This is a genomic window from Streptomyces sp. CNX435 (assembly GCF_059570575.1).
Map to the genome: position 1 here is coordinate 44,092 of NZ_JCANTA010000014.1, position 24,027 is coordinate 68,118.

Annotated in this window: 28 protein-coding genes; 11 read left to right on the forward strand and 17 right to left on the reverse strand. The window is 71.6% G+C overall.

What is annotated here, in order from left to right:
• Positions 1–159: 159 nt before the first annotated feature.
• The 5 genes from vanH to T328_RS22420 all read left to right on the forward strand — a co-directional run bounded on the left by vanH (position 160) and on the right by T328_RS22420 (position 4,194).
• A complete protein-coding gene (gene vanH, locus T328_RS22400) occupies positions 160–1,200 on the forward strand; it encodes a D-lactate dehydrogenase VanH (protein ID WP_496497915.1) in 1,041 nt (346 codons plus the stop codon).
• Positions 1,193–2,233: a D-alanine--(R)-lactate ligase VanA-Sc gene (vanA-Sc, locus tag T328_RS22405; protein WP_496497916.1), complete on the forward strand. Its 1,041-nt coding sequence runs from the start codon at positions 1,193–1,195 to the stop codon at positions 2,231–2,233. The genes vanH and vanA-Sc overlap by 8 nt, the downstream gene beginning before the upstream one ends.
• A complete protein-coding gene (vanX, locus tag T328_RS22410) occupies positions 2,230–2,838 on the forward strand; it encodes a D-Ala-D-Ala dipeptidase VanX (protein ID WP_496497917.1) in 609 nt (202 codons plus the stop codon). The genes vanA-Sc and vanX overlap by 4 nt, the downstream gene beginning before the upstream one ends.
• 277 nt (positions 2,839–3,115) lie before the next feature.
• On the forward strand, positions 3,116–3,454 hold the full coding sequence (locus tag T328_RS22415; RefSeq protein WP_496497918.1) for an ArsR/SmtB family transcription factor: 339 nt from the start codon (positions 3,116–3,118) through the stop codon (positions 3,452–3,454).
• Complete coding sequence (locus tag T328_RS22420; protein WP_496497919.1) at positions 3,451–4,194, forward strand: cation efflux transmembrane domain-containing protein; 744 nt, start codon at positions 3,451–3,453, stop codon at positions 4,192–4,194. Before T328_RS22415 ends, T328_RS22420 begins: the two co-directional genes overlap by 4 nt.
• A gap of 174 nt (positions 4,195–4,368) precedes the next feature.
• Here the strand turns inward: T328_RS22420 and T328_RS22425 are convergent, their stop codons facing one another.
• From T328_RS22425 to T328_RS22455, 7 genes are all read right to left on the reverse strand, one after another.
• The gene (locus tag T328_RS22425; protein ID WP_496497920.1) at positions 4,369–5,097 is read right to left on the reverse strand and encodes an SDR family NAD(P)-dependent oxidoreductase; all 729 of its coding nucleotides are present in this window, start codon (positions 5,095–5,097) and stop codon (positions 4,369–4,371) included.
• On the reverse strand, positions 5,094–5,222 hold the full coding sequence (locus T328_RS22430) for a hypothetical protein (RefSeq protein ID WP_496498078.1): 129 nt from the start codon (positions 5,220–5,222) through the stop codon (positions 5,094–5,096). Before T328_RS22430 ends, T328_RS22425 begins: the two co-directional genes overlap by 4 nt.
• A gap of 127 nt (positions 5,223–5,349) precedes the next feature.
• Positions 5,350–6,141: an ABC transporter permease gene (locus T328_RS22435; protein WP_496497921.1), complete on the reverse strand. Its 792-nt coding sequence runs from the start codon at positions 6,139–6,141 to the stop codon at positions 5,350–5,352.
• Positions 6,138–7,118, reverse strand: a complete 981-nt coding sequence (locus T328_RS22440) for an ATP-binding cassette domain-containing protein (RefSeq protein ID WP_496498059.1) — start codon at positions 7,116–7,118, stop codon at positions 6,138–6,140. Before T328_RS22440 ends, T328_RS22435 begins: the two co-directional genes overlap by 4 nt.
• Before the next feature lie 65 nt (positions 7,119–7,183).
• Positions 7,184–8,041: a DUF4097 family beta strand repeat-containing protein gene (locus tag T328_RS22445; protein WP_496497922.1), complete on the reverse strand. Its 858-nt coding sequence runs from the start codon at positions 8,039–8,041 to the stop codon at positions 7,184–7,186.
• Positions 8,042–8,142: 101 nt separating this feature from the next.
• The gene (locus T328_RS22450) at positions 8,143–8,655 is read right to left on the reverse strand and encodes a hypothetical protein (protein WP_496497923.1); all 513 of its coding nucleotides are present in this window, start codon (positions 8,653–8,655) and stop codon (positions 8,143–8,145) included.
• A gap of 170 nt (positions 8,656–8,825) precedes the next feature.
• Complete coding sequence (locus tag T328_RS22455; protein WP_496497924.1) at positions 8,826–9,479, reverse strand: DUF1707 SHOCT-like domain-containing protein; 654 nt, start codon at positions 9,477–9,479, stop codon at positions 8,826–8,828.
• A gap of 235 nt (positions 9,480–9,714) precedes the next feature.
• Here T328_RS22455 and T328_RS22460 point away from each other — a divergent pair, with 235 nt between their 5' ends.
• A complete protein-coding gene (locus T328_RS22460) occupies positions 9,715–11,088 on the forward strand; it encodes a TrkH family potassium uptake protein (protein WP_496497925.1) in 1,374 nt (457 codons plus the stop codon).
• Positions 11,085–11,810, forward strand: a complete 726-nt coding sequence (locus T328_RS22465; RefSeq protein ID WP_496497926.1) for a potassium channel family protein — start codon at positions 11,085–11,087, stop codon at positions 11,808–11,810. The genes T328_RS22460 and T328_RS22465 overlap by 4 nt, the downstream gene beginning before the upstream one ends.
• Before the next feature lie 72 nt (positions 11,811–11,882).
• Here the strand turns inward: T328_RS22465 and T328_RS22470 are convergent, their stop codons facing one another.
• The 5 genes from T328_RS22470 to T328_RS22490 all read right to left on the reverse strand — a co-directional run bounded on the left by T328_RS22470 (position 11,883) and on the right by T328_RS22490 (position 15,934).
• Positions 11,883–13,268 carry an FAD-dependent oxidoreductase gene (locus tag T328_RS22470; RefSeq protein ID WP_496497927.1) on the reverse strand — a complete coding sequence of 462 codons (1,386 nt, stop codon included), beginning with the start codon at positions 13,266–13,268 and terminating at the stop codon, positions 11,883–11,885.
• Between the two features lie 276 nt (positions 13,269–13,544).
• Positions 13,545–13,766 (reverse strand): hypothetical protein, encoded by a 222-nt coding sequence (locus T328_RS22475; RefSeq protein WP_496497928.1) that lies wholly within the window; start codon positions 13,764–13,766, stop codon positions 13,545–13,547.
• A gap of 142 nt (positions 13,767–13,908) precedes the next feature.
• On the reverse strand, positions 13,909–14,112 hold the full coding sequence (locus T328_RS22480; RefSeq protein WP_496497929.1) for a cold-shock protein: 204 nt from the start codon (positions 14,110–14,112) through the stop codon (positions 13,909–13,911).
• A 216-nt stretch (positions 14,113–14,328) separates the two neighbouring features.
• Positions 14,329–14,724, reverse strand: a complete 396-nt coding sequence (locus tag T328_RS22485) for a DUF5994 family protein (protein WP_496497930.1) — start codon at positions 14,722–14,724, stop codon at positions 14,329–14,331.
• Positions 14,725–14,899: 175 nt separating this feature from the next.
• A complete protein-coding gene (locus tag T328_RS22490; protein ID WP_496497931.1) occupies positions 14,900–15,934 on the reverse strand; it encodes an NADP-dependent oxidoreductase in 1,035 nt (344 codons plus the stop codon).
• A 437-nt stretch (positions 15,935–16,371) separates the two neighbouring features.
• On the opposite strand from T328_RS22490, the gene T328_RS22495 reads away from it, so the two are divergent.
• Complete coding sequence (locus T328_RS22495; protein WP_496497932.1) at positions 16,372–16,704, forward strand: type II toxin-antitoxin system PemK/MazF family toxin; 333 nt, start codon at positions 16,372–16,374, stop codon at positions 16,702–16,704.
• Between the two features lie 104 nt (positions 16,705–16,808).
• Here the strand turns inward: T328_RS22495 and T328_RS22500 are convergent, their stop codons facing one another.
• Positions 16,809–17,750: a nitroreductase/quinone reductase family protein gene (locus T328_RS22500; protein ID WP_496497933.1), complete on the reverse strand. Its 942-nt coding sequence runs from the start codon at positions 17,748–17,750 to the stop codon at positions 16,809–16,811.
• 320 nt (positions 17,751–18,070) lie between these two features.
• Positions 18,071–18,835 carry an MmyB family transcriptional regulator gene (locus T328_RS22505; protein ID WP_496497934.1) on the reverse strand — a complete coding sequence of 255 codons (765 nt, stop codon included), beginning with the start codon at positions 18,833–18,835 and terminating at the stop codon, positions 18,071–18,073.
• 86 nt (positions 18,836–18,921) lie between these two features.
• Between T328_RS22505 and T328_RS22510 the strand changes: the two genes are divergently transcribed.
• Positions 18,922–19,314, forward strand: a complete 393-nt coding sequence (locus T328_RS22510; protein ID WP_496497935.1) for a nuclear transport factor 2 family protein — start codon at positions 18,922–18,924, stop codon at positions 19,312–19,314.
• Positions 19,315–19,483: 169 nt separating this feature from the next.
• A complete protein-coding gene (locus T328_RS22515; protein ID WP_496497936.1) occupies positions 19,484–20,578 on the forward strand; it encodes a DUF5685 family protein in 1,095 nt (364 codons plus the stop codon).
• A gap of 55 nt (positions 20,579–20,633) precedes the next feature.
• Here the strand turns inward: T328_RS22515 and T328_RS22520 are convergent, their stop codons facing one another.
• A complete protein-coding gene (locus tag T328_RS22520; protein WP_496497937.1) occupies positions 20,634–21,386 on the reverse strand; it encodes an SDR family NAD(P)-dependent oxidoreductase in 753 nt (250 codons plus the stop codon).
• A 113-nt stretch (positions 21,387–21,499) separates the two neighbouring features.
• Between T328_RS22520 and T328_RS22525 the strand changes: the two genes are divergently transcribed.
• Positions 21,500–22,459, forward strand: coding sequence for an AraC family transcriptional regulator (locus tag T328_RS22525; protein ID WP_496497938.1), 960 nt, complete (start codon positions 21,500–21,502; stop codon positions 22,457–22,459).
• 79 nt (positions 22,460–22,538) lie between these two features.
• On the opposite strand, the gene T328_RS22530 is transcribed toward T328_RS22525, so the two are convergent.
• The gene (locus tag T328_RS22530) at positions 22,539–23,162 is read right to left on the reverse strand and encodes a DUF305 domain-containing protein (protein WP_496497939.1); all 624 of its coding nucleotides are present in this window, start codon (positions 23,160–23,162) and stop codon (positions 22,539–22,541) included.
• A gap of 141 nt (positions 23,163–23,303) precedes the next feature.
• The gene (locus tag T328_RS22535; protein ID WP_496497940.1) at positions 23,304–23,927 is read right to left on the reverse strand and encodes a DUF6153 family protein; all 624 of its coding nucleotides are present in this window, start codon (positions 23,925–23,927) and stop codon (positions 23,304–23,306) included.
• Positions 23,928–24,027: the final 100 nt, after the last annotated feature.

Genomic DNA, 24,027 nt, shown 5'->3' on the forward strand with positions numbered 1-24,027 from the left:
TATACAGATTTCGATATGCCGACGATATGTGTTGACCGTTCGGCGAGTACGTGATCAGAAAGTGGCCCTGAGCCGCGCATGCCACCGGGCGGCAACATATCGCCGGCATATCAGAATCCGCATACCCTCCGGCAACACCACACTGCCTTGACTGTAGGCATGACCTACAGCGAACCAGCACGAGCGGCGGCCCGTCGCACCCCCTCGCTGGCGTCCGCTTCTCCCTCGGCTGTCGCAACAGCGGGAATCACCCTTTATGGCTGCGGGCGCGATGAGACGATGCTGGTCCGGGAGCTGGCGTCTCGCTTCGGCTTTGTGCCGACCATCACGGCGGCGGCGGCATCCGAAGCCAATACCCAGCTCGCGTCCGGAAACCGCTGCATCAGCGTCGACCACAAGACTCGAATCACCGATTCCACTCTTCTTGCGCTGAGTCGGGCCGGCGTCGCCTACATCTCAACCAGAAGCATCGGCTGCAACCACATCGACGTAGAGTATGCGGAGAGCGTCGGAATCTCCGTGGGAAATGTTGCCTATTCGCCCGACAGCGTGGCCGACTACACACTGATGCTCATGCTGATGGCGGTGCGGCATGCAAAATCCACCATCCGTCGTGCAGATGTCCACGATTACAGGTTGCACGAGGTGCGCGGGAAGGAACTGCGCGATCTGACCATCGGGGTCGTGGGGACCGGACGCATCGGCGCAGCAGTCATGGATCGGCTACGGGGCTTCGGCTGCCGAATCCTGGCATACGATGCCCGCGCCACCACCGCCGCCGATTACGTGCCTCTCGACGAACTGCTGCGGCTGAGCGACATCGTCACCCTCCATATACCGCTCACCCCGGAAACACACCACCTCCTCAATCGTCGACGCATCGGGCAGATGAAGCACGGCGCCTTCATCATCAACACCGGACGCGGCGCACTGCTTGACACCGAGGCCCTGCTGCCGGCATTGGAAGACGGCAGATTGGGCGGTGCCGCGCTGGATGTCCTCGAAGGAGAGGAAGGAATCTTCTACTCCGACCGCAGAAACAACCCCATTGAGAATGGGCCGTTGTTGCAGCTCCAGGAAATGCCGAACGTGCTCATCAGTCCGCACACCGCGTACTACACGGACCACGCCCTGAGCGACACGGTCGAAAACTCCATCACCAACTGCCTGGAATTCGAAAGCAGGAATCGGCATGAGTAGGCTGAAGGTCGGAATCGTCTTCGGGGGCTCTTCCGAAGAACACCCCGTCTCCGTGAAGTCTGCGCAAGAGGTCGCACGAAACCTCGACCTCGAAAAGTACCAGCCGTTCTACATCGGAATCACGGAGAGCGGCGCCTGGAAGCTCTGTGACGGCCCTGGCCCGGACTGGGAGACCGGCAATTGCCGTCCGGCCCTGCTGTCACCGGACCGAAGCGTGCGCGGAATTCTCGTGCTGGAGCAGGGACGGTACGGAACGATCAGTCTGGACGTCGTACTGCCCGTTCTGCACGGCAAACTCGGCGAGGACGGTGCGATGCAGGGCTTGCTGGAACTGGCCGGCATCCCCTACGTGGGCTGCGATGTCCAGAGTTCCGCGTTGTGCATGGACAAATCCCTTGCCTACGGCGTCGTCAGGAACGCAGGAATCGCGACGCCGAATTTCTGGACCATCACGGCGGACGAGGATATCGCCCCGGACCGGCTGACGTATCCCGTTTTTGTCAAGCCGGCCCGTTCTGGCTCGTCTTTCGGCGTCAGCAAGGTGTCCCGACCGGAGGAACTGCCGAGCGCGGTGAAAACCGCACGGCAGTACGACTCGAAGGTGCTGATCGAGGAGGCGGTGGTCGGCAGCGAGGTCGGGTGCGCCATCTTGGGCAACGATCTGGATGTCATCGCAGGCGAGGTAGATCGAATCGCGCTGTCGCACGGCTTCTTCAAAATCCATCAGGAGGAGAACCCGGAAAGTGGTTCCGAAAACTCGACCCCCATCGTCCCCGCCGACATTTCGGCGGAATCGCGCTCGCTTGTCCAGGAGACCGCAAAGGCCGTATATCGCGCCTTGGGCTGCAGCGGACTGTCGCGGGTCGACATGTTCCTCAAGGAGGACGGGAAAGTAGTCCTCAACGAGGTTAACACTTTTCCTGGCATGACCTCCTACAGCCGTTATCCGAGAATGATGGCCGCGGCGGGCTTCCCGCTTTCCGAGGTGATCGACCGGATGGTGTCTCTGGCATTGGCAGGAAAAGCCCGGTGAACGACGACTTCGCCTTTGTGGACGAGCTTGCACCTGGAATACGGTGGGATGCCAAGTACGCCACCTGGGACAACTTCACCGGCAAGCCGGTGGACGGTTACCTGGCCAATCGAATCGTAGGCACGAGAGCTTTGTGCACGGCCCTGGGCAGAGTGCGAGAAAAGGCGGAGTCCCGTGGGTTCGGTTTGCTGCTCTGGGACGGCTACCGCCCGCAACAGGCCGTAGACTGCTTTCTGCGCTGGTCGGAGCAGCCGGAGGATGGACGCACAAAGCAACGACACTATCCGAACATCGGCAGAGCCGAGATGTTCGAGCTGGGATACGTCGCTGCCAGGTCTGGACACAGTCGGGGCAGCACCGTCGACCTCACCCTCTACCATCTGGATACCGGTGAGCTTGCCCGCATGGGGGGTGACCACGACGTGATGGATGCCATCTCGCACCATGGCGCAAAAGGGATCACGCAACACGAGGCAAGAAACCGTGAACACCTCCGCTCCCTCATGGAGGCTTGCGGTTTCAGCGCATACGAGTGCGAGTGGTGGCATTACACGCTGAACGGCGAGCCTTACCCGGACACCTATTTCGATTTCCCCATCACATAGGGGCCGCAGCCTGACGACGTCGACCGCTTAGGCTCCGCCTTCACGGCCCTGGCCCCCCGCGTCGCCCACATCCTGGGCACCGCCACCCGCCCCTGACCGCGCGTACGGGCCGCTGCGCCCGTACGCGCCGGTGCGGGGACGGGGCGCAGGAGATGCCGGAGAACGACGCACGCTGTGGTCAGCGCGCCCGCGGCGCGCCTCCGGCCGCGGGTCCGGCTCCCCGCGCCGTCCAGATGCAGGGTTTTCTGAATTCAGGATCCCATGTATCGTCCGGAGGGTGCTGACTCTCGCCACCGACATCGACGCCCTGACCCGCTTCGGCCGTGCGCTGGCCGACCCCATCCGCTGCCGCCTGCTGCTCGCCCTGCGCGACGCCCCCGCACATCCGGCGGACCTGGCGGAGCAGTTGGGCATCTCCCGTACCCGGCTGTCGAACCACCTGGCCTGCCTGCGCGACTGCGGTCTCGTCGTCACCACCCCCGTCGGCCGCCGGGTGCGCTACGAACTGGCCGACTCCCGGCTCGGGCACGCGCTGGACGACCTGCGCAGCGCCGTCCTCGCCGTCGAGGCCGACCGCACCTGCGACGACGCCGAGCAGGAGGGCTGCTGCCCGTGACCGCGATATCCCTCGGACCCTCCCCGCGGCGGCAGGCGGCGCTCGCCCACCGGATACGGCTGCTGGTCGCGGCCACCATTGCGTACAACGTCATCGAGGCCGTCGTCGCGATCACCGCCGGCACGCTCGCCTCGTCCACGGCGCTCATCGGCTTCGGCCTTGACTCGATCATCGAGGTCGCCTCCGCCGCCGCGGTCGCCTGGCAGTTCTCCGCCGCCGACCACGCCACGCGCGAGGCCCGGGAGAAGACGACGCTGCGGATCATCGCCGCATCGTTCTTCGCCCTCGCCGCCTACGTGACCTTCAGCTCCGTACGGGCCCTGGCCGGCGGCAGCGAAGCCGGGCACTCCACACCCGGCATCGTGCTCGCCGCCCTGTCGCTGGCGGTCATGCCGTTCCTCTCCGCCGCCCAGCGCCGCGCCGGCCGCGAACTCGGCTCCGCCTCGGCGGTCGCCGACTCCAAGCAGACCCTGCTGTGCACCTACCTCTCCGCGGTGCTGCTGCTCGGGCTGCTCGCCAACTCCCTCTTCGGCTGGTCCTGGGCTGACCCCGTCGCCGCCCTGGTCATCGCCGCCGTCGCGGTCAAGGAGGGCCGCGGGGCCCTGCGCGGCGACGCCTGCTGCGCCGTCCCGGCGGCACCGCGGAACGCCAAGACCGCCCCCGACGCGGACGCGGATGCCGGCAACGCGGCGGACGCCTGCTCCTGCTGCAGCCCGGCCGCCGGGGCTGCGGCCGGCTGACGCCGGAACGAACGCCCGGTCCGAGGGCACGTTCTCGACATCCCCAGACCGCCGGACTCCGGCAATCTGGATCGCACCTCGGCGCCGGAGCCCGTCGTGGGGCACGCTGCCCGGGCGGTGCCCCCGGGCCCGCCCGGGGCACACCGCAGGGCACACCGCGGGGTACCGCCCAGCTCAGGCGAGCGCCGTGCCGGTCTCCTCGGCCAGGGTCAGCAGGAGGCGGTCCTGGAACGCCTCGTCGCCGACCGCGTCGTGCGGCTGCTGCCGCCGCTGGTGGTACCAGTAGCCGCCCGTGGTGAGGGCCTCGGGATCGTCGCCGGAGGCGAGCCAGACCTGTGTCCGGTGGCCGAGTTCGAGGTCGTCCGGTGCGCCGGGGCCGCCCATCCTGGTGGGCACCCAGCCCGGGTCCACGGCGTTGCTCCGCACGTCGGGGTGCAGGCGGGCCACCGCGGCGGCCAGCGCGGTGACGAACAGCTTGCTGTCCGCGTACGACCCGGCCCCCCGACCCCGCCAGTCGACGCCGGCCGTCGACGGGCGTCCGTCGAAGTGGGAGCCGCTGCTCAGATACACCAGCCGGCGCGGCCCGGGCAGCAGAGCGGTGAGCAGGTACGGGGCAACGATGTTGACCGGCATGACCGCCGGTCCGCTCCACACTCCAGCGTTGTGGATGACCGCGTCGAGCGGCTCGTCCTCGCCGAGCGAGGCGGCGATGCCCCGCACCGCGCCCCGGTCGGCGAAATCACCGACCACCATGCCGGCGCCGCGCTCGACGAGCGGCTGCAGGGCGGCGGCGCGCTGCCGGTTGCGGGCGTGCACCACGACGTCATGCCCCGCGGACAGCAGGGCATCGGCCGCCGCCCGCCCGAGGCCGTCCGCGGAACCGGTCACCAGGATCCTGCTCACGATCGCACTCTTCCCTTCGGTGGACGGACCTGCCCGCCGGTCGTACCCGTCGGCGGGCCGCTCTCCGGGGTGATCTTGGCGCACCGCGAGGTCAGGAACTCGCGGACCACCTCACGGTTGTCCATGTCTTCGACGGTACGGCCTGCCCGACGGCGGAGGCGCACTGGTCGCCGGGGGCTACCGGGCGATGGACGAGCGCCGCGCCGTCAAGGCCCTGCTCAAGCCGTGAGCGGCGCCCCCGGCCGGGTATCGCTACTTCGGGTCGCGGTTGAAGACCGCCTGGGACCAGCGGTAGCCGAGTGCCGTCAGGGCCAGGCACCACACGACGGCCAGCCAGCCGTTGTGGCCGATCCCCGTGCCCAGCAGCAGGCCGCGCAGGGTTTCGATGGCCGGGGTGAAGGGCTGGTACTCGGCGATCGGCCGGAACCAGCCCGGCATGGCGTCGACCGGGACGAAGGCGCTGGAGATGAGCGGCAGGACGATCAACGGCAGGGCGTTGTTGCTGGCCGCCTCGGCGTTCGGGCTGACCGTGCCCATTCCCACCGCGATCCAGGTGAGCGCTGTGGCGACCAGCGCGGTCAGCCCGAGGGCCGCCAGCCACTCCAGGGCCGTGGCGTCCGTGGCGCGGAAGCCGACGGCCACGGCGACGGCGCCGACGAGGGTCACGCTCGCGACCGACTGCAGGACGCTGCCGACGACGTGGCCGACGAGTACCGAGCCGCGGTGGATGGCCATCGTGCGGAAGCGGGCGACGATGCCCTCGGCCATGTCGTTGGCGACGGACACCGCGGTCCCGACCACCGTGGCGCCGACGGTCATCATCAGGATGCCTGGCACCACGTAGGCGACGTACGCGGAGCGGTCGGCGGCGCCGCCCGCCATGCCCGCGCTCATCACGTCGCCGAAGACGTAGACGAAGAGCAGGAGCAGGACGACCGGCGTCAGCAGCAGGTTCAGGGTGAGGGACGGGTAGCGCCGCGCGTGCAGGAGGTTGCGGCGCAGCATCGTGGACGAGTCGCGTACGGCGAGGGAGAGGGAACTCATGGGGTGGCCTCCTCGGTCCGGTGCGGGACGGTGGTGCCGGTCAGGGCGAAGAACACGTCGTCGAGGTCGGGGGTGTGCACCGACAGCTCGTCGGCCTCGATGCCGGCCGCGTCCAGCGAGTCGAGTACGGCACGCAGCCCGCGCTGGCTGCCGTCGCTGGGGATCTGCAGTGAGAGGGCGCCGTCGTCGAAAACGGCGTCGCGGCCGGCGTCGCGCAGGGCGGCGGCGGCCGACCGGTACGCCGCCGGTTCGGCGAAGCGGATCCGGACGTGGCCGCCGGGGACGAGGCGCTTCAGCTCGTCGGCGCTGCCCTCCGCCACGATCGTGCCGCCGTCGAGGACCGCGATCCGGTCGGCGAGTTCGTCGGCCTCGTCCAGGTACTGGGTGGTGAGGAAGACGGTGACGCCGTCGGCGACCAGCTCGCGGATGATCTGCCACATGTGGTGCCGGCTGCGCGGGTCGAGACCGGTGGTCGGTTCGTCGAGGAAGAGGATCCGCGGACTGCCGATCAGCGTCATCGCGATGTCCAGGCGCCGCCTCATGCCGCCGGAGTAGCTCTGGGCGGGCTTCCCGGCGGCGTCGACGAGGTCGAAGCGCGCCAGCAACTCGGCGGTGACCCGCCGCCCTTCGCGTCGGGGCAGGTGGTGCAGGTCGGCCATGAGGAGCATGTTCTCCTCGCCGGTGATCAGGTTGTCGACGGCGGAGAACTGCCCGGTCACGCCGATCGCGGCGCGCACCCCGTCCGGGGACGCGGCGATGTCGTGGCCCGCCACCTGGGCCTGCCCGCCGTCGGCGGTGACGAGGGTGGACAGGATCTTCACGGCGGTCGTCTTGCCGGCCCCGTTCGGGCCGAGCAGGGCGAACACGGACCCGGCCGGGATGCGCAGGTCGATGCCGTCGAGGACGGTCTTGTCGCCGTACGACTTGCGCAGGCCGATGGCGGAGATCGCGGCCGGAGGCGGATTGGATGTGGGCATGACAGATGCGCGCATGACGCACTCCCGTTCTCGGGCTGAGGTGGCGGGGTTTTCGCTGTTCGCGTTCAGGACCGGGCGCGGCGGATGTCGATGTTGCCGTTACGGGTGCGGGCCCGGACCTCGACGGTCTCCTCGGTCTTCGCCGGGGCCGGCGCCTCGGAGGCGGTGAGCGTGTTGCGCACCTGCCCGGAGCCGGAACTGACGTCGAGCCAGGCGGCCGTGCCCGCGCGGATGCCGACCTCGATCGCCCCGTGCGAGGTCTCCAACTGGACGGTGCCGCGGGCCACGTCGGCCGCGCGCAGGGTGCCGTAGGCGGTGGTCGCGGCGACCGAGCTCTCGGCGCTGGCGATGTCGATGTCGCCGTGCCCGCCGCGTACCCGCAGCTCACCGGCCACGGCGCCGACGGTCGTCGTGCCGTGCGCGTTCTTCAGGGTCGCCGGGCCGTCGACGGTGCCGACGCGCAGGCTGCCCGTGCTGGTGGTGATCTCGGCCTCGCCCTCGACCCGGTCGACGGTGATCGAGCCGTGTGCCGCGGTCAGTTGCAGCGGCCCGGTGGTGTCGAGACGGGTGTCGCCGGACGCGGTCTTCACCCGGGTCTCGCCGAGTCGGCCCTCGCCGAACACCTGGGCCCAGCCGCCGGTCACGTCGACGCGCGAGCCGGCGGGCAGTTCGAGCACGACGTCAACGGTGCCGGTGCCGGTGCGGCCCAGGAGGTAGCGCGGCTTGGGGGTGCGGACGGTCAGGGTGCCGTTCGCGTACGCCACCTCCGTCTGCTCCGCGCTCCGCACGTCCTGGTCCTTCTTCGGGTCGCGCGGGCGCACGTCCACGACGGTGTCGTGGCGGTCGCCGGTGGTGAAGCGAATGGAGCCGGCCTCCACGTGGGCGACGACGGAGATCGGTTCCGGGCTGTCGAAAGTAGGCATAGCTGTGCCGTCCTCATCAGTCTGTGGGCCGTTCCCGCAGGCGGGACGGGGTGAGTGAATGGGTGAGGTGGTGCGCGGTGCGCGGGGTGCGGGCGGTGCGGCTAGCGCACCCAGCCCGTGAAGCTCTGTCCGATGGCCTGGGTCTTCTCCGGGGCCCGTGGCCGCGTGCCGCCGTCGACCGCCGCCGCCACGGCCCGTACGAGCCAGGCGTTGACCGACAGCCCCTCGCGGACCGCCGCCTCCTCGGCCCGGGCCTTGAGCCGGGCCGGCAGCCGGAGGTTGACGCGGGCGGTGCCGCCCTCGTCGCCGTCGGCCGGGGCCGGCGCCGCCTCGGCGGACGGGACCGGCCCGGCGGGGACGCCGCCGTCGGCGGGCGGCGGCGTCACCACGAAGTCGGGGTCCAGCCCCCGCAGCCGCACGTCGACGGAACCCGGGGCCAGCTCGCGGGTGATCTCGTCCATCGCGGCGGAGAGCACGTTGAGCATGATCAGCCGGGTCGCCGACTCCAGCGGCGCGGTGAGCCGCTCGGCCAGCTCGCGCGCTTCGTCACCGCCGGCCTCGGCGGCGACCGCGAGTTCGCGGTGCAGGGTGTCGACATACGGGGTGAGGTCCATGACGCCATCATGGCACCAATGTGGCTCCCCACGCCAGCCTTGATGGCACCGCATGCGGAGCCCTCACCACGTCATCCGCTCCACCTGCACGAACACACCCCAGAAGAGCTGAGCCAGATTGGCACCAGATAGCGCCATCTGGCGCCACGCGACCGTAGCCGGCCAGGCGGCTACCGCCTCGACCCCTGCGACCTGCGCAGCAGCCACTGCCCGAACGTCCGCCGCCGGGGCCGTACGATCACGCGGCCGTGGGCCTTCTGCCCGTACAGCTCCACGCGCAGCCTGACCGGCGTACCGGGCTCCGGCGGCGGCTGCCGGGAGACGACCTTGCTGTGCACCAGCTGCAGGCCGTCGGTGTCGACCACGATGCCCGGCCCGGTGACCAGCGTCAGTTTCTTGCCCATCATGGCCACGTCGATCCGCAGGGTGTCCTGCGTGATCACCGCGTCGGTGAAGTCGAGCGTCACCTCGCAGTACGTCACCGCGAGTTCGAGTCTGCGCGGCACCACCCAGCTCCCCACGCGCTCGATCGCACCGCTGTGGATCTGCTCGATCCGGACCAGGTCCTTCACCTCCGCCCCGGCCGTGCCGGCCGCGGCCGGCACGGCCGGCAGATCGGCGGTGAGCGCGGCCAGTTCGGACCGGGTCCGCGCCGACAGGGCGGCCTCCACGCGCTGGTCCAGCTCGTCCGCGGTCAGCAGGCCGTCCCCCGCCGCGATCCGCAGCACGTCCACCACCCGGTCCCGGTCGGCGTGCGAGGCGCGCAGCTCGGGCGGCGAGCCGGGGCCGGAGCGCTTCCCGGTGGGCGAGATCTCTCCCGACATGCTTCCGTCCTGCTCCTGTCGAACGTCGACACGCGGCGCGGGCAGCGGCGCGCCCACAAGGCTAGCGCTATATCGCGACATACGACCGGCCCGGCCCCTCGGGGAGCGACGGGGGCCAGGGGGCGCCCGGGGGAGCCCCTGGTGGCGGTTATGGTGTGGATCGGATGTCGACGGTTTGCTGACGGAGTCCTGGCGCCGGTTGCGCCAGCCGCCCCGGGCAGGGAGAGGGGCCGCTGTGCGAGGCTGGCTGCGTTCGACCGGCCGGTCCTTGCTGGCCACGCATCCCGCGCGGCTGGTCGTGCTGGCCTTCGGTCTGGTCATCCTCCTCGGCACGTTGCTGCTGTCGCTGCCGGTGGCGGCGGCGGACGGCTCCGCGACGGGCCCGGTGCCGTCGTTGTTCACCGCCACCTCGGCGGTGTGCGTGACCGGCCTGACGGTGGTGGACACCGGGACGCACTGGAGCGCATTCGGCGAGGGCGTGATCCTGGCGCTGATCCAGGTCGGCGGCTTCGGGATCATGACCCTGGCGTCGCTGCTGGCGCTGCTGGTCGCCGGCCGGCTCCGGCTGCGCCTGCAGCTGACCGCGCAGGCGGAGACGAAGTCCCTGAGCCTGGGCGACGTACGCCGGGTGCTCCTCGGCGTGGCGGGCACCACGCTGATCGTGGAGCTGTCGGTGGCGGCGCTGCTGGCGCTGCGCTTCCGTTTCGGCTACGACCAGGGCGTGGGCGAGTCCGCGTACTCCGCGCTCTTCCACTCCGTCTCCGCCTTCAACAACGCGGGCTTCGGACTGCACGCGGACAGCCTCACCCGCTACGCCACCGACCCCTGGGTGACGGTGCCGATCGCGGCGGCCGTCATCTGCGGCGGCCTGGGCTTCCCGGTGCTGCTGGAGGTGCTGCGGCACCGGCGCCGGCGGCGGGTGAGCGGCCGGCGCACCTGGTCGCTGCACGCCAAGCTCACCCTGACGACCACCGCCGTCCTGCTGGCCGCCGGGACGGTTCTCACCTGTGCGCTGGAGTGGTCCAACGGCGCCACCCTCGGTCCGTTCGGCACCGGCGGGAAACTGCTCGGCGGCTTCTTCCACTCGGCCATGACCCGCACCGCGGGCTTCAACGCCGTCGCCATCGACGGGCTGCACCCGGCCACGCTGCTGGTCACCTGTGTACTGATGTTCATCGGCGGCGGGAGTGCCGGGACCGCGGGCGGCATCAAAGTCACCACGTTCGCGGTGCTGACGGTCGCCATGGTCGCCGAGGTACGCGGCGAGCCCGCCGCCGAGACCATGGGCCGGCGCATCCCGCCGGCCGCGCTGCGGCAGGCGCTGACCGTGGCGCTGCTCGCCATCGGACTGGTGATATCGGCCACCACTGTGCTGCTGACCATGACCGAGGAGAGGTTCGAGGCGGTGCTCTTCGAGGCGGTCTCCGCCTTCGGTACCGTCGGCCTGTCCACCGGCATCACCGCCGATCTGCCCGCGGCCGGGCAGCTCGTCCTGGTGCTGCTGATGTTCGTCGGCCGCGTCGGTCCCATCACCCTGGTCTCGGCGCTCGCCCTGCGCGAGCGTACGCGCCGCTTCCAACTGCCCGAAGAACGCCCCGTCATTGGATGACCATGAGCAACTACCTGCACCACTTCCACCGCAGGCACGGCAAGCAGCCGGCGGCCGGCCGCCGGCAGGGCGGAGGGGACAGGATCGCCGTCATCGGCCTGGGCCGCTTCGGCGGCTCACTGGCCGACGAGTTGACGCGCCGCGGATGGGACGTCCTGGGCATCGACACCGACGCCCGGCTCGTCCAGAAGTACAGCGACGAGCTCACCCATGCCGCCGCCGCGGACTGCACCGACCCACGCACCCTGGAGCAGTTGGGCGTCAAGGACTTCACGCACGTGGTCGTCGGCATCGGCACCGACATCCAGGCGTCCATCCTGGTCGCCTCGAACCTGCTGGAGTTCGGCGTGCCGAACATCTGGGCCAAGGCCATCAGCCGTCAGCACGGCCAGATCCTCGAACGACTCGGTGTGCACCACGTCATCCTGCCGGAGCACGAGATGGGCGAGCGCGTCGCCCACCTCGTGACCGGCCGGATGCTCGACTTCATCCAGTTCGACGACGACTTCGCGCTCGCCAAGACCGTGGCGCCGAGACTTGCCATCGGCGTCCCCCTGGGCGAAAGCCGGGTCCGCACCCACCACGGCGTCACCGTGGTCGGCATCAAACGCCCCGGCGAGGAGTTCACGTACGCGACGCCCGAGACGGTCCTGGAGAAGGGCGACGTCATCATCGTCACCGGCCGCACCCAGGCGGTCGAGACGTTCGCCGAACTCACCTGAGCCGGCGCGGCGACCGCGGACACGTGCTCTCCGCCGACGCGGACGGGCGGACGGGCCGTCGGCGGGCGGGCGTCAGCAGCGTCCGGTGGTGGTGGTGCCGATCTGGATGAGTCCGGTCGCGGGGGCGGCGCAGCAGCCCGCGGACTGGGCGGCATCGTCCGGTGCGGTTGCAGCGACTTCGTCGCCGGTGCCGGTGCCGAGTCCGGAGCCGCCGCAGACGCCTGTTTCGGGGAGGGTGAGTTCGACGCGGGCGGCGGCCTCGTGGTCTCCGTCGAGGGCGGCGGCGATGGAGCGGACCTGCTCGAAGCCGGTCATCGCGAGGAAGGTGGGGGCGCGGCCGTAGGACTTCATGCCGGCGAGGTAGACGCCGGTCTCGGGGTGGGCCAATTCGGCGGCGCCGTGGGGGTAGACGGTGCCGCAGGAGTGGACGTTGGGGTCGATGAGCGGGGCCAGGGCGACGGGGGCCTGGAGGCGTTCGTCGAGTGCGAGGCGCAGCTCGTCCAGGTACGACAGGTCGGGGCGCAGTCCGGTCAGGGCGATGACTTCGTCCACGGGGGTGCTGCGGCGGCCGTCTTCGGCGACGAGTACGAGACGGTCGGGGTGGTCCCCGTCGCGTTCGACGGCCGCGGTGCGGAAGCCGGTCACGGCGGTGGCGTGGCCGCCTGCGACGGCGGCCTTGGCGGCGAGGCCGAGGGCGCCGCGGGCGGGGAGCTGGTCGGCTTCGCCGCCGCCGTAGGTGTCCGTGCCGATGCCGCGGCGCAGGATCCACAGGCTGTGGGTGCCGGGGGCGTCCTCGGCGAGGTCGGCGAGGGCCGCCAGGGCGGTGAAGGCGGAGGCGCCGGAGCCGACGACCGCGGTGGTCCGGCCGGCGTAGCGGGCGCGTACGGCCGGGTCGGTCAGGTCGGGGATGCGGTAGGCGATGCGGTCGGCGGCGGCGCGCTCGCCGAGGGCGGGCAGGCCGGTCGCGCCCAGCGGACGGGGGGTGGCCCAGGTGCCGGAGGCGTCGACGACGGCGCGGGCGGCGATGCGTGTCTCGGTGCCGTCGGCCCGTACGACGTGGACCGCGAAGGGCTGCGCCGCGCGGTCGGCGTCGACGATGCGGTCGCGGCCGGCGCGGGCGACGCCGGTGACCGTGGTGCCGTAGCTCACGCGCTCGCCGAGGACGTCGGCGAGCGGCTGCAGATACTGCTCCGCCCAGTCGCCGCCGGTGGGGTACGCGGTCTCGTCGGGCCGGGTCCAGCCGGTGGGGGCGAGGAGCTTCTCGGCGGCCGGGTCGGTCAGCTCGGCCCAGGTGGAGAAGAGCCGCACATGCCCCCATGCGCGTACCGCGGTGCCCGCGTGCGGCCCGGCTTCCAGCACGAGCGGTTCGATGCCGCGGTCGAGGAGGTGGGCGGCGGCGGCCAGGCCGATCGGGCCGGCACCGATGACGGCTACGGGCAGATCCTGCGCGGTGTCCATGGCGGCTGGTTCCTCGATTCCGGTACGGCGCCGTGCGGCGAGCGGGCGCGCTCGCCCCAGCCAGCATGGCAACTGATTCGACGAACGTCAACATAGACGTTTATCGAAGAAGCGCAGGGACGTCGGCCTGCGGGCCTACGGGGCACGTATGGCACGGCGGGGCGCGGCCCGTACTAAGGAAACGGCCGCACGGCTACGCCCCCACCACGTCCGACTCGCGCAGCATGCGCAGGTGGTGGGGGAGGTTCGGCTGCGAACCCGTCTAGAGGGCCGCCGTCAGAGCTTTTCCATGGCGGCGTACGGAGCGGTGACCCGGACCCGGCGGGAGCCGAAGTCGACGAGCATCGCCACTCCGTCCTCGGCGGACACGATCGTGCCCAGGCCGTACCGGTCGTGTGTGACCCGGTCGCCGGGTGCGAAGCTCTTGGCCGCCGGAACGGCGGGGGCCTTGAAGGGACTGGTGGGCAGGTGACGCCGGGGCGCGGATGCTTTCCTCATCGGAAGGCCAGTATGGACCCCGAGGGCGCCCCGTGGGGAGGCCGCGCCGCAATCCACGTCACGCGGGCGCCGCACGCGTACGGGGCCGCACCCCGCGGCGCGGCCCCGTACCCGGCGGTTTTCGCCGCGTCTGCGTACGTGATCAGACGATGTTGATGTTCTCCGCCTGCGGGCCCTTCTGGCCCTGCACGAGGTCGAACTGCACCTTCTGACCCTCGGTCAGCTCACGGTAGCCCTGAGCGTTGATGTTGGAGTGATGGGCGAAGACGTCGGCGCCGCCGTCGTCCTGGGCGATGAAGCCGAAGCCCTTTTCACTGTTGAACCACTTCACGGTCCCACTGGCCATGATCTTGTCTCCTTCTGGGGGGATGCTGGGGATCAGCAGATGCGTGATCCCGCGTCGTCGCGATGAATTCCCGTCCGGAGCAAGCACCGAAAAACAAAAAATGCGCCCGAGGTCAGAGCCGACAGGCGCACACAAAGTACATGGGAACCACAACTGCAACTGACGCACACTAACACAGGACGACCGACCGGCTACGGAACGGCCGCGACACGAGCGTCAGCCGCGCAGTGCCGCGGCGGCGGCCATGAGCCGCTCGGCGTCGAACTCGGAGGTCTCGGGCGGGACGACCAGCAGCAGCTTCCAGCCGCACGCGGTGCCGGCCAGCCGGAGCACGTGCCGGTCACCGGGCCCGGACAGCCGGTGCAGCCGTACGTCGTGACCGACGATGCGGGCCGCGGGATGGGCGGCCACCCACATCGAACCGTGGACCCTGACCTCGTCGATCTCCCCCCAGCCGGCCGGCAGCGCCTCGAACAGCGGCGGCAGCTCCATGGGCAGGTCGCGGGAGCGGGGCCACCACGCCCCGTCGACCCGGCGGGGCACGGAACTCTGCGGCGCCAGCCGCAGCCGGGCAGGCGGCTGCACCGGCATCGGACGGGGGCGGTAAGCCATGGGAGACCGTTCCGGGTTCGGCGAGACACCCACTGTTGTCCTGCGCCGACGACGAAACCGGCCTGTGTGCCGGGATACGAGGTGCCCTCGGGCCTTCAGCTTACTCACCGCACCCGTGACTCCACCGGTTGCAGTTCCGGCGGCGCTCGGGTCAGGAGGGCAGGGGATCAGGGGATCAGGGGATCAGGACGGTCTTGCCGGCCAGCTCTCCGGCGGCGGCCGGGGCGCGGACCGCGGCCGGGTCGGCGCGCAGCCGCTCGGCCAGGTCTCCGCCCTCGACCCGAGCGGCCAGCTCGGCGATCCGGGCGAACCGGCCGGCGGCGCGGGCGTGGACCGTGGCCAGGTCGGCCAGTGGCAGCCGCTGGGCCACCTCGATCGCCAGTTCCCCGGCGTCGACGCGGGCGACCAGCCCGGCGAGCTGGGTGACGTCGCCGCGCACGAACACGTGCACCGTACGCACCCCGCGCCCGGCGTCCTCCGGGCCGGGAGTAGTGACGCTGACGAAGGCTCCGCCGTTATCGACCAGGTCCACCAGTCGCGCGTTCTCCTCGGGGCCGGCGGGAGCCAGCTGCAGCACCACGTCGAAGTACTGCCCGGCCAGCGCCTGCACCACGGGGGTCACGGCGTAGTCGACGATCCGGTCCGCGCCGTAGGAGCGGACACGGTCTCGGCTGCGCGCACCGGCGGTCGCGGTCACGGTGGCACCGGCCCGCGCGGCAAGCTGGACGGCGTACCCGCCCACCGCGCTGCCCGCGCCGTTGATCAGGATGTTCTGCCCGGGCCTGAGGTCGGCGTATTCGAACAGGGCCTGCCATGCCGTCAGCCCGACGAGGGGCAGGGCCGCGGCGTCGGCCAGCTCGACGGTGCGGGGGGCTGCGGCCAGCGCCTCCGCGGATACGGCGACGTATTCGGCAGCCGCGCCGGGCGAGCCCGCCGGCAGCAGCGCGACCACCGCGTCCCCCACGCTCCAGTCGGGCACGCCCTCACCGACCTCGGTGATGACTCCGGCCAGGTCGAGGCCGGGAATGTGCGGGAAGGCCAGTGGGAGCAGGTCCTGTCGCAGTCCCGCGCGGAGGCCGGCGTCCGCGTCGTTGTACGAGGTGCCGGCCACCTGCACCACCACGTGGCCCACACCTGGCACCGGCCGATCTGCCTCCTCGTAGACGAGGACGTCGCTGCCGCCGTAGGAGTGGTAACGCACCGCCATCATGATTTCTCTCCTTCGCTCGCTGCCTGGCTCATCGGTCATCTCCCCGGCGGGTCAGCTGGTGAAGGTCACGTGGCCGAAGCGGCCCCACGCCACGAAGGCGGTTAGTGCACCAGCGAACATGAGATGCCGACGACTCGATCTTTGTCACAGCGCAGCCGCGTGATGTACGTCACGAACAGGTACTGCTCAGCGGTTTCGGTGCCCAAGCCCCGCCGAGGAGCGGGTGCCTGGGCGGAGCCCGGGTGACAGGGAGGGGAGGCGTCAGCGTGCAGTTCGGCGCGCGGCGAACCGTCCCGCGAGCCGGCTCTACACTGTGACCTGCGGCCACTGCATGAGCTTCAGTCTTCACACACCGGTGATCAAAGGTGGCCGCACCCGTCTCCACAGCGCGTCAGGGTCACGAAGCTTCCGCCTGGCGTCCAGTGTCAGGAGGACTTGTGCAACGTGGCGACGTCTGGTGGGTCGAGTTCGACGAGCGGCGGCTGGTCGTACTGCTGTCGGGAGACGAGGCGTCCGGGATCCGGGTGATGCAGGTCGTCGCTCCGGCGGGCGTCGACATCAGCAGTCTGGGCATCGAAGTGGCGGTGGGCGCCATGGACGGACTGCCCTGTGAAGGCGTGCTGCGGGTCGCGTTCCCGCGTCCAGGCCTTACCCCTTGCACGTGGCTGACCACCGTGTCCCGGGACGACCTGATCGAGCGGGCGGGGGCCCTGTCCTCCGCGAAGCTCAGCGAGATTGAGGATGCCCTCCGTCTCGGTGGACTCGGGTAGCGGCGAAGGAGGGGCGGTCTCGTACGGCCGGGCCGGCCTGCCGGGACGGCCTTCTGACCCGGTGTCCGCCCCGGCTCCGGCCGGGGCGGATCGCGCCGTGTCGGTCAGCTCGTGGCCGCGTTGAGGGCGGCCACGAGCTGTTCCTCCTCGTAGTCCAGGTGGGCTTCCAGTTCGTCCACGAGCCGGTCGACCTCGCTCAGCACCGCCGCCGGGGCGGGGGCCGGCGCCGGGGGCTGCGCGGGGGCCGCGTCCTCCGGGGTATCGAGGCCGACGAGGGCGCGGAGCCGGTGGACGCGGTCGGCGACCACCTCGTGCTCGCGCCGCAGGCGCGCGAGCGGCTCGGCGAGTTCGGGGAACTGCTTCGCCAGCCAGGGGAAGATCCTCTGATCCTCGCCGGTGTGGTGGAACTCCAGCCCGTGGCAGAACGACAGGCAGTTGACCCGCAACTGCAGCACCAGCTCTCCGACGGGCCCCCCGTCGGCCGCCGCCCTCGCGACCTCGGCGCGGAGCAGGGCGAGTTCCTGGCGGAAGGAGCGGTGGATGGTGATCAGCGCGTCGCCCATGGGGCCGGCCGGCGGGCCCTCGTCGACGGGCGTCAGCGCGACGACGGGAACCGGGTCCTTCGCCGCGTCCCGGGCGGCGCGCAGCTCCGGGTCCGCCTCGGCGGCGCGGGCGAAGAGGCGGTCGCGCTCCGCCCCGCGGACGATCTCCACCGCGGCCCGGAACGACCAGGTGCCCACCTCGACGCCGACCTGCTCGACGCCGGCCTGCTCGTCGCCGGCCTGCTCGTCGCCGGCCAGCTCCCCGTACCAGGCGGGCGGCGCGCCGCCGGGCGCGGGCGCGGCGACGACCAGCATCCGCGGCTCTGCGTCGGGCCGGTGGTCGGGCACGTAGGCGAGGGGGGTGGTGCGGGCGGCGGTGCCGTCGGGTCCGGCGGTGGTGAGCAGCAGCAGGCGGCGGTCCGCGTAACGGCCGCCGACCAGGCCGGAGTTGGCGCGGAACTCCTCGATGACCTGCTGGACGTCCCGTTCCTGTATGTGGTTCATGGTCTCCTGTTCGGGGTCTTCCGGTCTTTTTCGGGCAACATGGAGCGCGTGCGCGAGCAGGCACGCGTACGAGGTGGTGGCACGCGGACAGCGCGAAAACCCCGGGGTGCACCGGGCGCGACGAAGCTGCGGGCCCCGGCGGTACACGGGGCCACCGGACGCGGGGGGAGGGGCGCGTCCGCGAACGTCAGCGGATCAGACGGTCCTTATGGCGCAGGCCATCACGATCATCCCCTTCAGGTCGAGTGCCACCCGCCCGCACCCGACCCGTCGGCGGTCACGCGGCACCCGATCAATGTAAATCGTGCGCTCCCCGGCTGTCAGCCCTCGAAGTAGGCGGCGGTCCGCGCGTCCGCCGGATAGTACGACTCGATCGCGACCTCGGCCAGCGTGACGTCCATCGGCGTACCGAACGTGGTGATCGTGGAGAACAGCCTCAGTTCCCGCCCGGCCACCCGGAGGATCATCGGGATCACCACGTCGGACTCGACGGTACGGGCCGGGTGCCCGTCCTCCGCCCCCGGCGCCAGCAGCTCGTCGTAGAGCGCGGCCAGTTCGGGGTCGGGCGCCACGGCGAGCTGGCGGCCGATCCGGGCGCGGAACACGGTGCGTACGTCGTCCAGGTTGACGACCAGCGGGGCGAAGCCGCGCGGGTCCAGCCCCAGCCGGAGGAGGTTGACCGGCGGGCGGAGCAGCTCGGGGTCGACGTCCGCGAGGAACGGCTCGATCGCGCGGTTGGTCAGCACGATGTTCCAGCGGCGGTCGAAGGCCACCGCCGGGTACGGCTCGTGGGCGTGCAGCACTCGCTCGACCGCGGCCCGCGCCGCCGCGAGCGCCTCGTCGCCGAGCGGCCGTTCGGGGTAGCGGGGGGCGAAGCCGGCGGCGAGGAGGAGGCGGTTGCGCTCGCGCAGGGGGACGGCGAGCTGGTCGGCGAGGCGGAGCACCATGTCGGCGCTCGGGTTGGTCTTGCCCGTCTCGACGAGGCTGACGTGGCGGGCGGAGACGTCGGCGGCGATCGCGAGGTCGAGCTGGCTGAGCCGGCGGCGGAGCCGCCACTGCCGCAGGAGGTCGCCGATCGTGTGCACGAGCGTCGAGGGTAGTCGCCGTGGCCCCGTACGCCATGAAATGCCACTTCATCGACATCCGGCACGGCTGCGGCGAGGCTGCCCCCATGAGCGTAGACAACAAGAGCATCGTCCAGTGGGCACTGACAAAAGTGATCGAGACGGGCGGCGTCGACGGCCTTGCGCCGCTGCTGAGCGACGACTTCGTCCACCACCGTCCGGACGCGACCACCTCCACCAAGGCGGAATGGCTCGCCGCGGTCACGCAGGCACTCACCCCGCTCGCCGCCATGCGGGTCGAGGTCCACCACCTGCTGGCCGACGGCGATCACGTCGTCATGCACTCGCGGCGGTGGCTCCCCGACGGCGGGCCGGAGATCGCGGTCGTGGACGTCTGGCGGATCGAGGAGGGGCTGATCGCCGAGGGCTGGGAGATCATCGAGCCGGTGGCGGAGGCCGCCGCCCACCTCGCGTGGTGGGCGGAGCCCGCCGGGCGGTGACCGGATCCTTCCCCCGGGCCGGGAGCACACCGGACGGCAGGGCCGTCCTCGGCGTAGCCTCGTCGTCCACCGGCCGGCGCGCGCCGCACGCCGTGCGCCGTGCACCGTGCACCGTGCACCGGCGAGCCGGTGGCCGGGCTCGACCAGGGGATGCGGGGAGGGGATGCGGATGTTCGGGATCATCCGGCCGTGCCGGTGCCGGCTGCCGAAGGGGCTCGCCAAGGAGTGGCTGGGGCACTTGTGCGGGCTGTGCCTGGCGTTGCGCGGCGAGGGCGGGCAGGTCGCGCGGGCGGCCACCAACCACGACGGGCTGCTGATATCCGTCCTGTACGACGCACAGGCCCCGGCCGCCGAGAGCAGGAGCGGCGGCGGCTGGCGCACCGCCGGGCCCTGCCCGCTGCGCCGGATGCGGCGGGCGGAGGTGGCGCGGGGCGACGGGGCGCGGCTGGCGGCGGTGGTGTCGCTGCTGCTGGCCTCCGCGAAGATACGGGACCACGTGGCGGACGGCGACGGTGCGCTGGCCCGGCCGGTGCTGGCCGGGCCGGCGCGGCGGGTGGCCGGGGGCTGGGAGGCGGCCGGGGCGCGGGGCGGGGCCGGTCTGGGGTTCGACACGGCGGTGCTCGTGGCGGCCGTGGAGCGGCAGCGCGAGGTGGAGGCGCTGGCCGGGCCGGGTACGCCGCTGCTGACGGTGACCGAGCCCACGGAGCTGGCGACGGCGGCTGCGTTCGCCCACACCGCACGGCTCGCGGGCCGGCCCGGGAACGCGGAGGCGCTGGCGGAGGCAGGCAGACTGTTCGGACGGATCGCGCACCTGCTGGACGCCGTACAGGACACCGAGGACGACCGCCGTACGGGGGCGTGGAACCCGATCACGGCGACGGAAACGCCGGGCGCCCGGGTGCGGCAGCTGTGCGACGACGCGACGCGCGGCGTCGCGCTCGCCCTGGCCGACGCGGAGTTCACCGACGACCGGCTAGTCCGCGCGCTGCTGGTCGGCGAGTTGGAGCGGGCGGTACGCCGGACGTTCGCCCACGCGGGCGGCGGGTTCGGGCCGCCGCCGCCGGATTTCGTACCGCTGGGGCAGGAGGGCGGGCCGGCGGAGGAGCACAGGAGGAGCGGCTGGTGCGACTGCGGCGGCTGCGGTGATCTGTGCAGTTGCTGCCAGTGTTGCGGCGGCGGAGGCGACGACGGGGGTGACGGCGGCGGCGGTTGCTGCGACTGTGACTGCGACTGCGACTGCGGTTGCTGCGACTGCAACTGCTAGCCAGCGCCGCGTCAGTCAACGACGCTTCGGACGCCGCCCACCGTGTGGTGCCTGCTCAGATCTGGTTCGTGCCGCCGTCGACGTAGATGTTCGCGCCGACGACGTAGCTGCTCTGTTCCGAGGCCAGGAAGGCCACGACCGCGGCGGCCTCCTCAGGCTGGCCCATGCGGCCCTTGGCCACGGTCGCGGCGACGTTCTCCTTGACGGCCCGGGCGGTCTCCTCGTCGCCGAAGGCGGCGGTGCCCCCGGGAGTCTCGATCCATGCCGGCGAGATCGCGTTGACCCGGATGCCGCGGCCCTTGAGTTCGTTGGACCACGTGCGTGCGAAGGACCGGACGGCCGCCTTCGACGCCGCGTACGCGCCGAACGCCTCCACTCCGCGGTCGCCGGCGGTCGAACCGACCAGGACGATCGAGGCTCCGTCGTTGAGCAGCGGCAACGCCTTCTGCACCGTGAACATCGTGCCTCGGACGTTGACCCCGAAGGTCTGGTCGAAGTGCTCCTCGGTGGTCTGTTCCAGCGTCACGAACGAACCGACCGCCGCGTTCGCCACGAGCACGTCCAGACCCCTGCCGCGCGCCCGCACCGCCTCGTAGAGCCGGTCCAGGTCCGCCGGCTTCGCGATGTCGCCGACGACCGCGGTGGCCCGGTCGGCTCCGATGGTCTTGACGGCAGCCTCCAGTTCGGACTCGCGCCGCCCGGTGACGAACACGTACGCGCCCTCGTCCGCCAGCCGTACGGCGGAGGCCAGACCGATACCGGTGCTGCCCCCGGTGACCACCGCCGTCTTGCCTTCCAGCTGCCCCATGGGAGTGTCTCCCTCACTCTCTCGATGCCGATGCGTTCGACCTCGATAGTGCGGGAGATCGCGGATACTATCCATGATGCAGAGTCCGTCGTTCTTTACGTATCGTCCAGGAGGTGCCGTCGGTGCTCGGCTTTCAGGATCCAGTGGCGGACGCGATCGGCCTGCTCCGGCCCCGCACGGTGGTCGGGCCCAGCCTCCTGGCCGCGGGAGAGTGGGCGTTGCGCTTCGACACGTTCCTGCACGTGCGGATCGGGGGCCTCGTGCGCGGCACGTGCTGGTTGATCCTCGAAGGGCACGAGCCGGTGCTCCTGAAGGAGGGTGACACCTTCATGCTGGGCAACCCGCCGCCCTACGTGCTGGCCAGCACGCTCGACGCAAGCCCGCGCCCTGCGGAGCAGGTGTGGGCGGGTGCCGAGGACGGGTTCGTGCGGATCGGCCCGGAGTCCGAGGAGGACCTCTACCTCTGCGTCGGGCACATCGCGTTCGACGACAGGAACGCGGCTCTCCTGACCGATCTCCTGCCGCCGCTCGTGAACGTCCACGTGGCCGATCCGCACGGCAGGCGGCTCGCGCAGCTGATCGATCTCCTGGCCACCGAGGTCGGGATCGCCGCCGCCGGCGGCCCGCTGGTGCAGAACCACCTCGCACAGATCCTGCTCGTGCACATGCTGCGCGCTCACGCCGGTCAGACGGACCGGCCCACCGGCTGGCTGGGCGCCCTGAACGAGGACGGCATCGGTGCCGCCCTGCGCGCCGTGCACGCGGACGTGGCCCACTCCTGGAGCCTCAAGGAACTCGCCGAGATCAGCCACATGTCGCGCTCCGCGTTCGCCCAGGCATTCAAGACCCACGTCGGGGTCCCGCCTCTGGAGTACCTGATCCAATGGCGCATGAGCCTCGCCCGCGACGCCCTCGCCCGCGACACGCTGTCGATCTCCGAACTCGCACGGGCCACGGGCTACCTGTCCGAGAGCGCGTTCAGCACCGCGTTCCGCCGCGTGGTCGGCTCATCGCCCGCGCAGTTCCGGAACCAGGCACGGCAGCCATCACGCTCGGCCGCGAACGGAAGCTGAGGGACGCGTCCTCTGCAGTGCCCGTGCCCGTGCCAGGGCGGGCGCGCGACCGGCGCCCGCCCTGGGCGCTGCCTGCCCGTCAGCCCTTGTCGAGCAGCGACTTCATCGCGTCGATCTCGGCTTCCTGGGAGCGGATGATCTGCCCGGCCATCTTCCTGGCCGGGGCGTACGAACCGTCGGCACGCTCGGTCTCGGCCATGGCGACGGCGCCCTCGTGGTGCTCGATCATCATCTCCGCGAAGGCGGTGTCGAACGCGGCGCCCGACGCCTTCTCCAACTCCGCCATGTCCTCGGCGGACATCATGCCGCCGGCGGAGCCGTGCATGGAGTGGTCCATCTCCCCTTCCGCGGGCACGTCCTCGCCCCAGGAGGTGAGCCACCCGGACAGCGTCTCGATCTCCGGGGCCTGGGCGTTCTCGATGGCGGCGGCGAGCTTCTTCACCTCGTCCGACTCCGCCCGGTCGGGCGCCAGTTCCGCCATCTCCACGGCCTGGCGGTGGTGGGGGATCATCCCCTTGGCGAAGGTGACGTCGGCGGCGTTGTGCTCCTCCTGGGCGGCGGGGGCGGAGGCGGAGGCGTCGTTCTCGCGGTCGTCTCCGGCGGAGTCGTCGTCGTTGCCGCCGCAGGCGGCCAGGACGAGGGCGACCGCGCCGGCGGTCGCCGCCGTGGCGCCGCGGCGGATCAGGGAACGTGTACGGATCATGGAAGTGCAACTCCTTCACGCGCGCCCGTATCGGCGCGCGAGCGTGTACGTACGGATGTACGGGGTGTACGGATGTGAAGGCACGCGGCAGCGCGGCACCCGGCCCCGGTCGGGGCGTACGCGGGTGCCGTGCGGGCGGCTCTATATCCGCAGGAGTTGCAGCTCGGAAAGGTCGGGCGGCGCCCGCCCCCACACCGTCGAGGCCGGGGCGGCAGCCGGGCCCCGCCCGGCGTCCGGGGCGCCGGACAAGGCGGCGTCGAGGGCGGGCGGGGCGTACGCAGAGGCGATGCCGGCCGCCGCGCAGGTACGGTCCGCGTGGGCGAGGTGCCCGGGACCGCCGTCGGTGTGCGCACACGCGTCGCCGGCCTGGGCGAGGGCGGGTGCGGACACCGGAGGCGCGGACACCGGAGGCGCGGACACCGGGAGTACGGACGCCGCGGGCGCGGGCCGCGCCATGGGCGCCTGCGCTGCCGCGGGGGCGTGCGCCGCGACGGATGTGTGCGCCGAGGGCTGCGACGGCATCTCCTCCGGTGCCGGCATCGCCACGGGCGCCTGCACCGCGGGCGCCTGCACCGCTGCTGCCGGCTCCGGGGCCCGCGCCCCCGTCGCGTCGTGGCTCATCTCGATGGCCGCCGGCCGCTCCGCGGCAGGCATGCCCCCGGGACCCAGCGCGTGCATACCCAGCACACCCGCCAGCACCGCGAGCACCAGCAGCACGAACTGCCGCCCGGCGGGGCGGTGGCGCGGTCGGATGCTGCCGGTCATGCCGCCAGCCTACGCACCGCCACCGACAACGCCCCCGGCCCTCCGCCCCGCCGACGCCCACGCCAACGCCGCCTGCCCCAGCCCCGGCCCCGGCCCACGC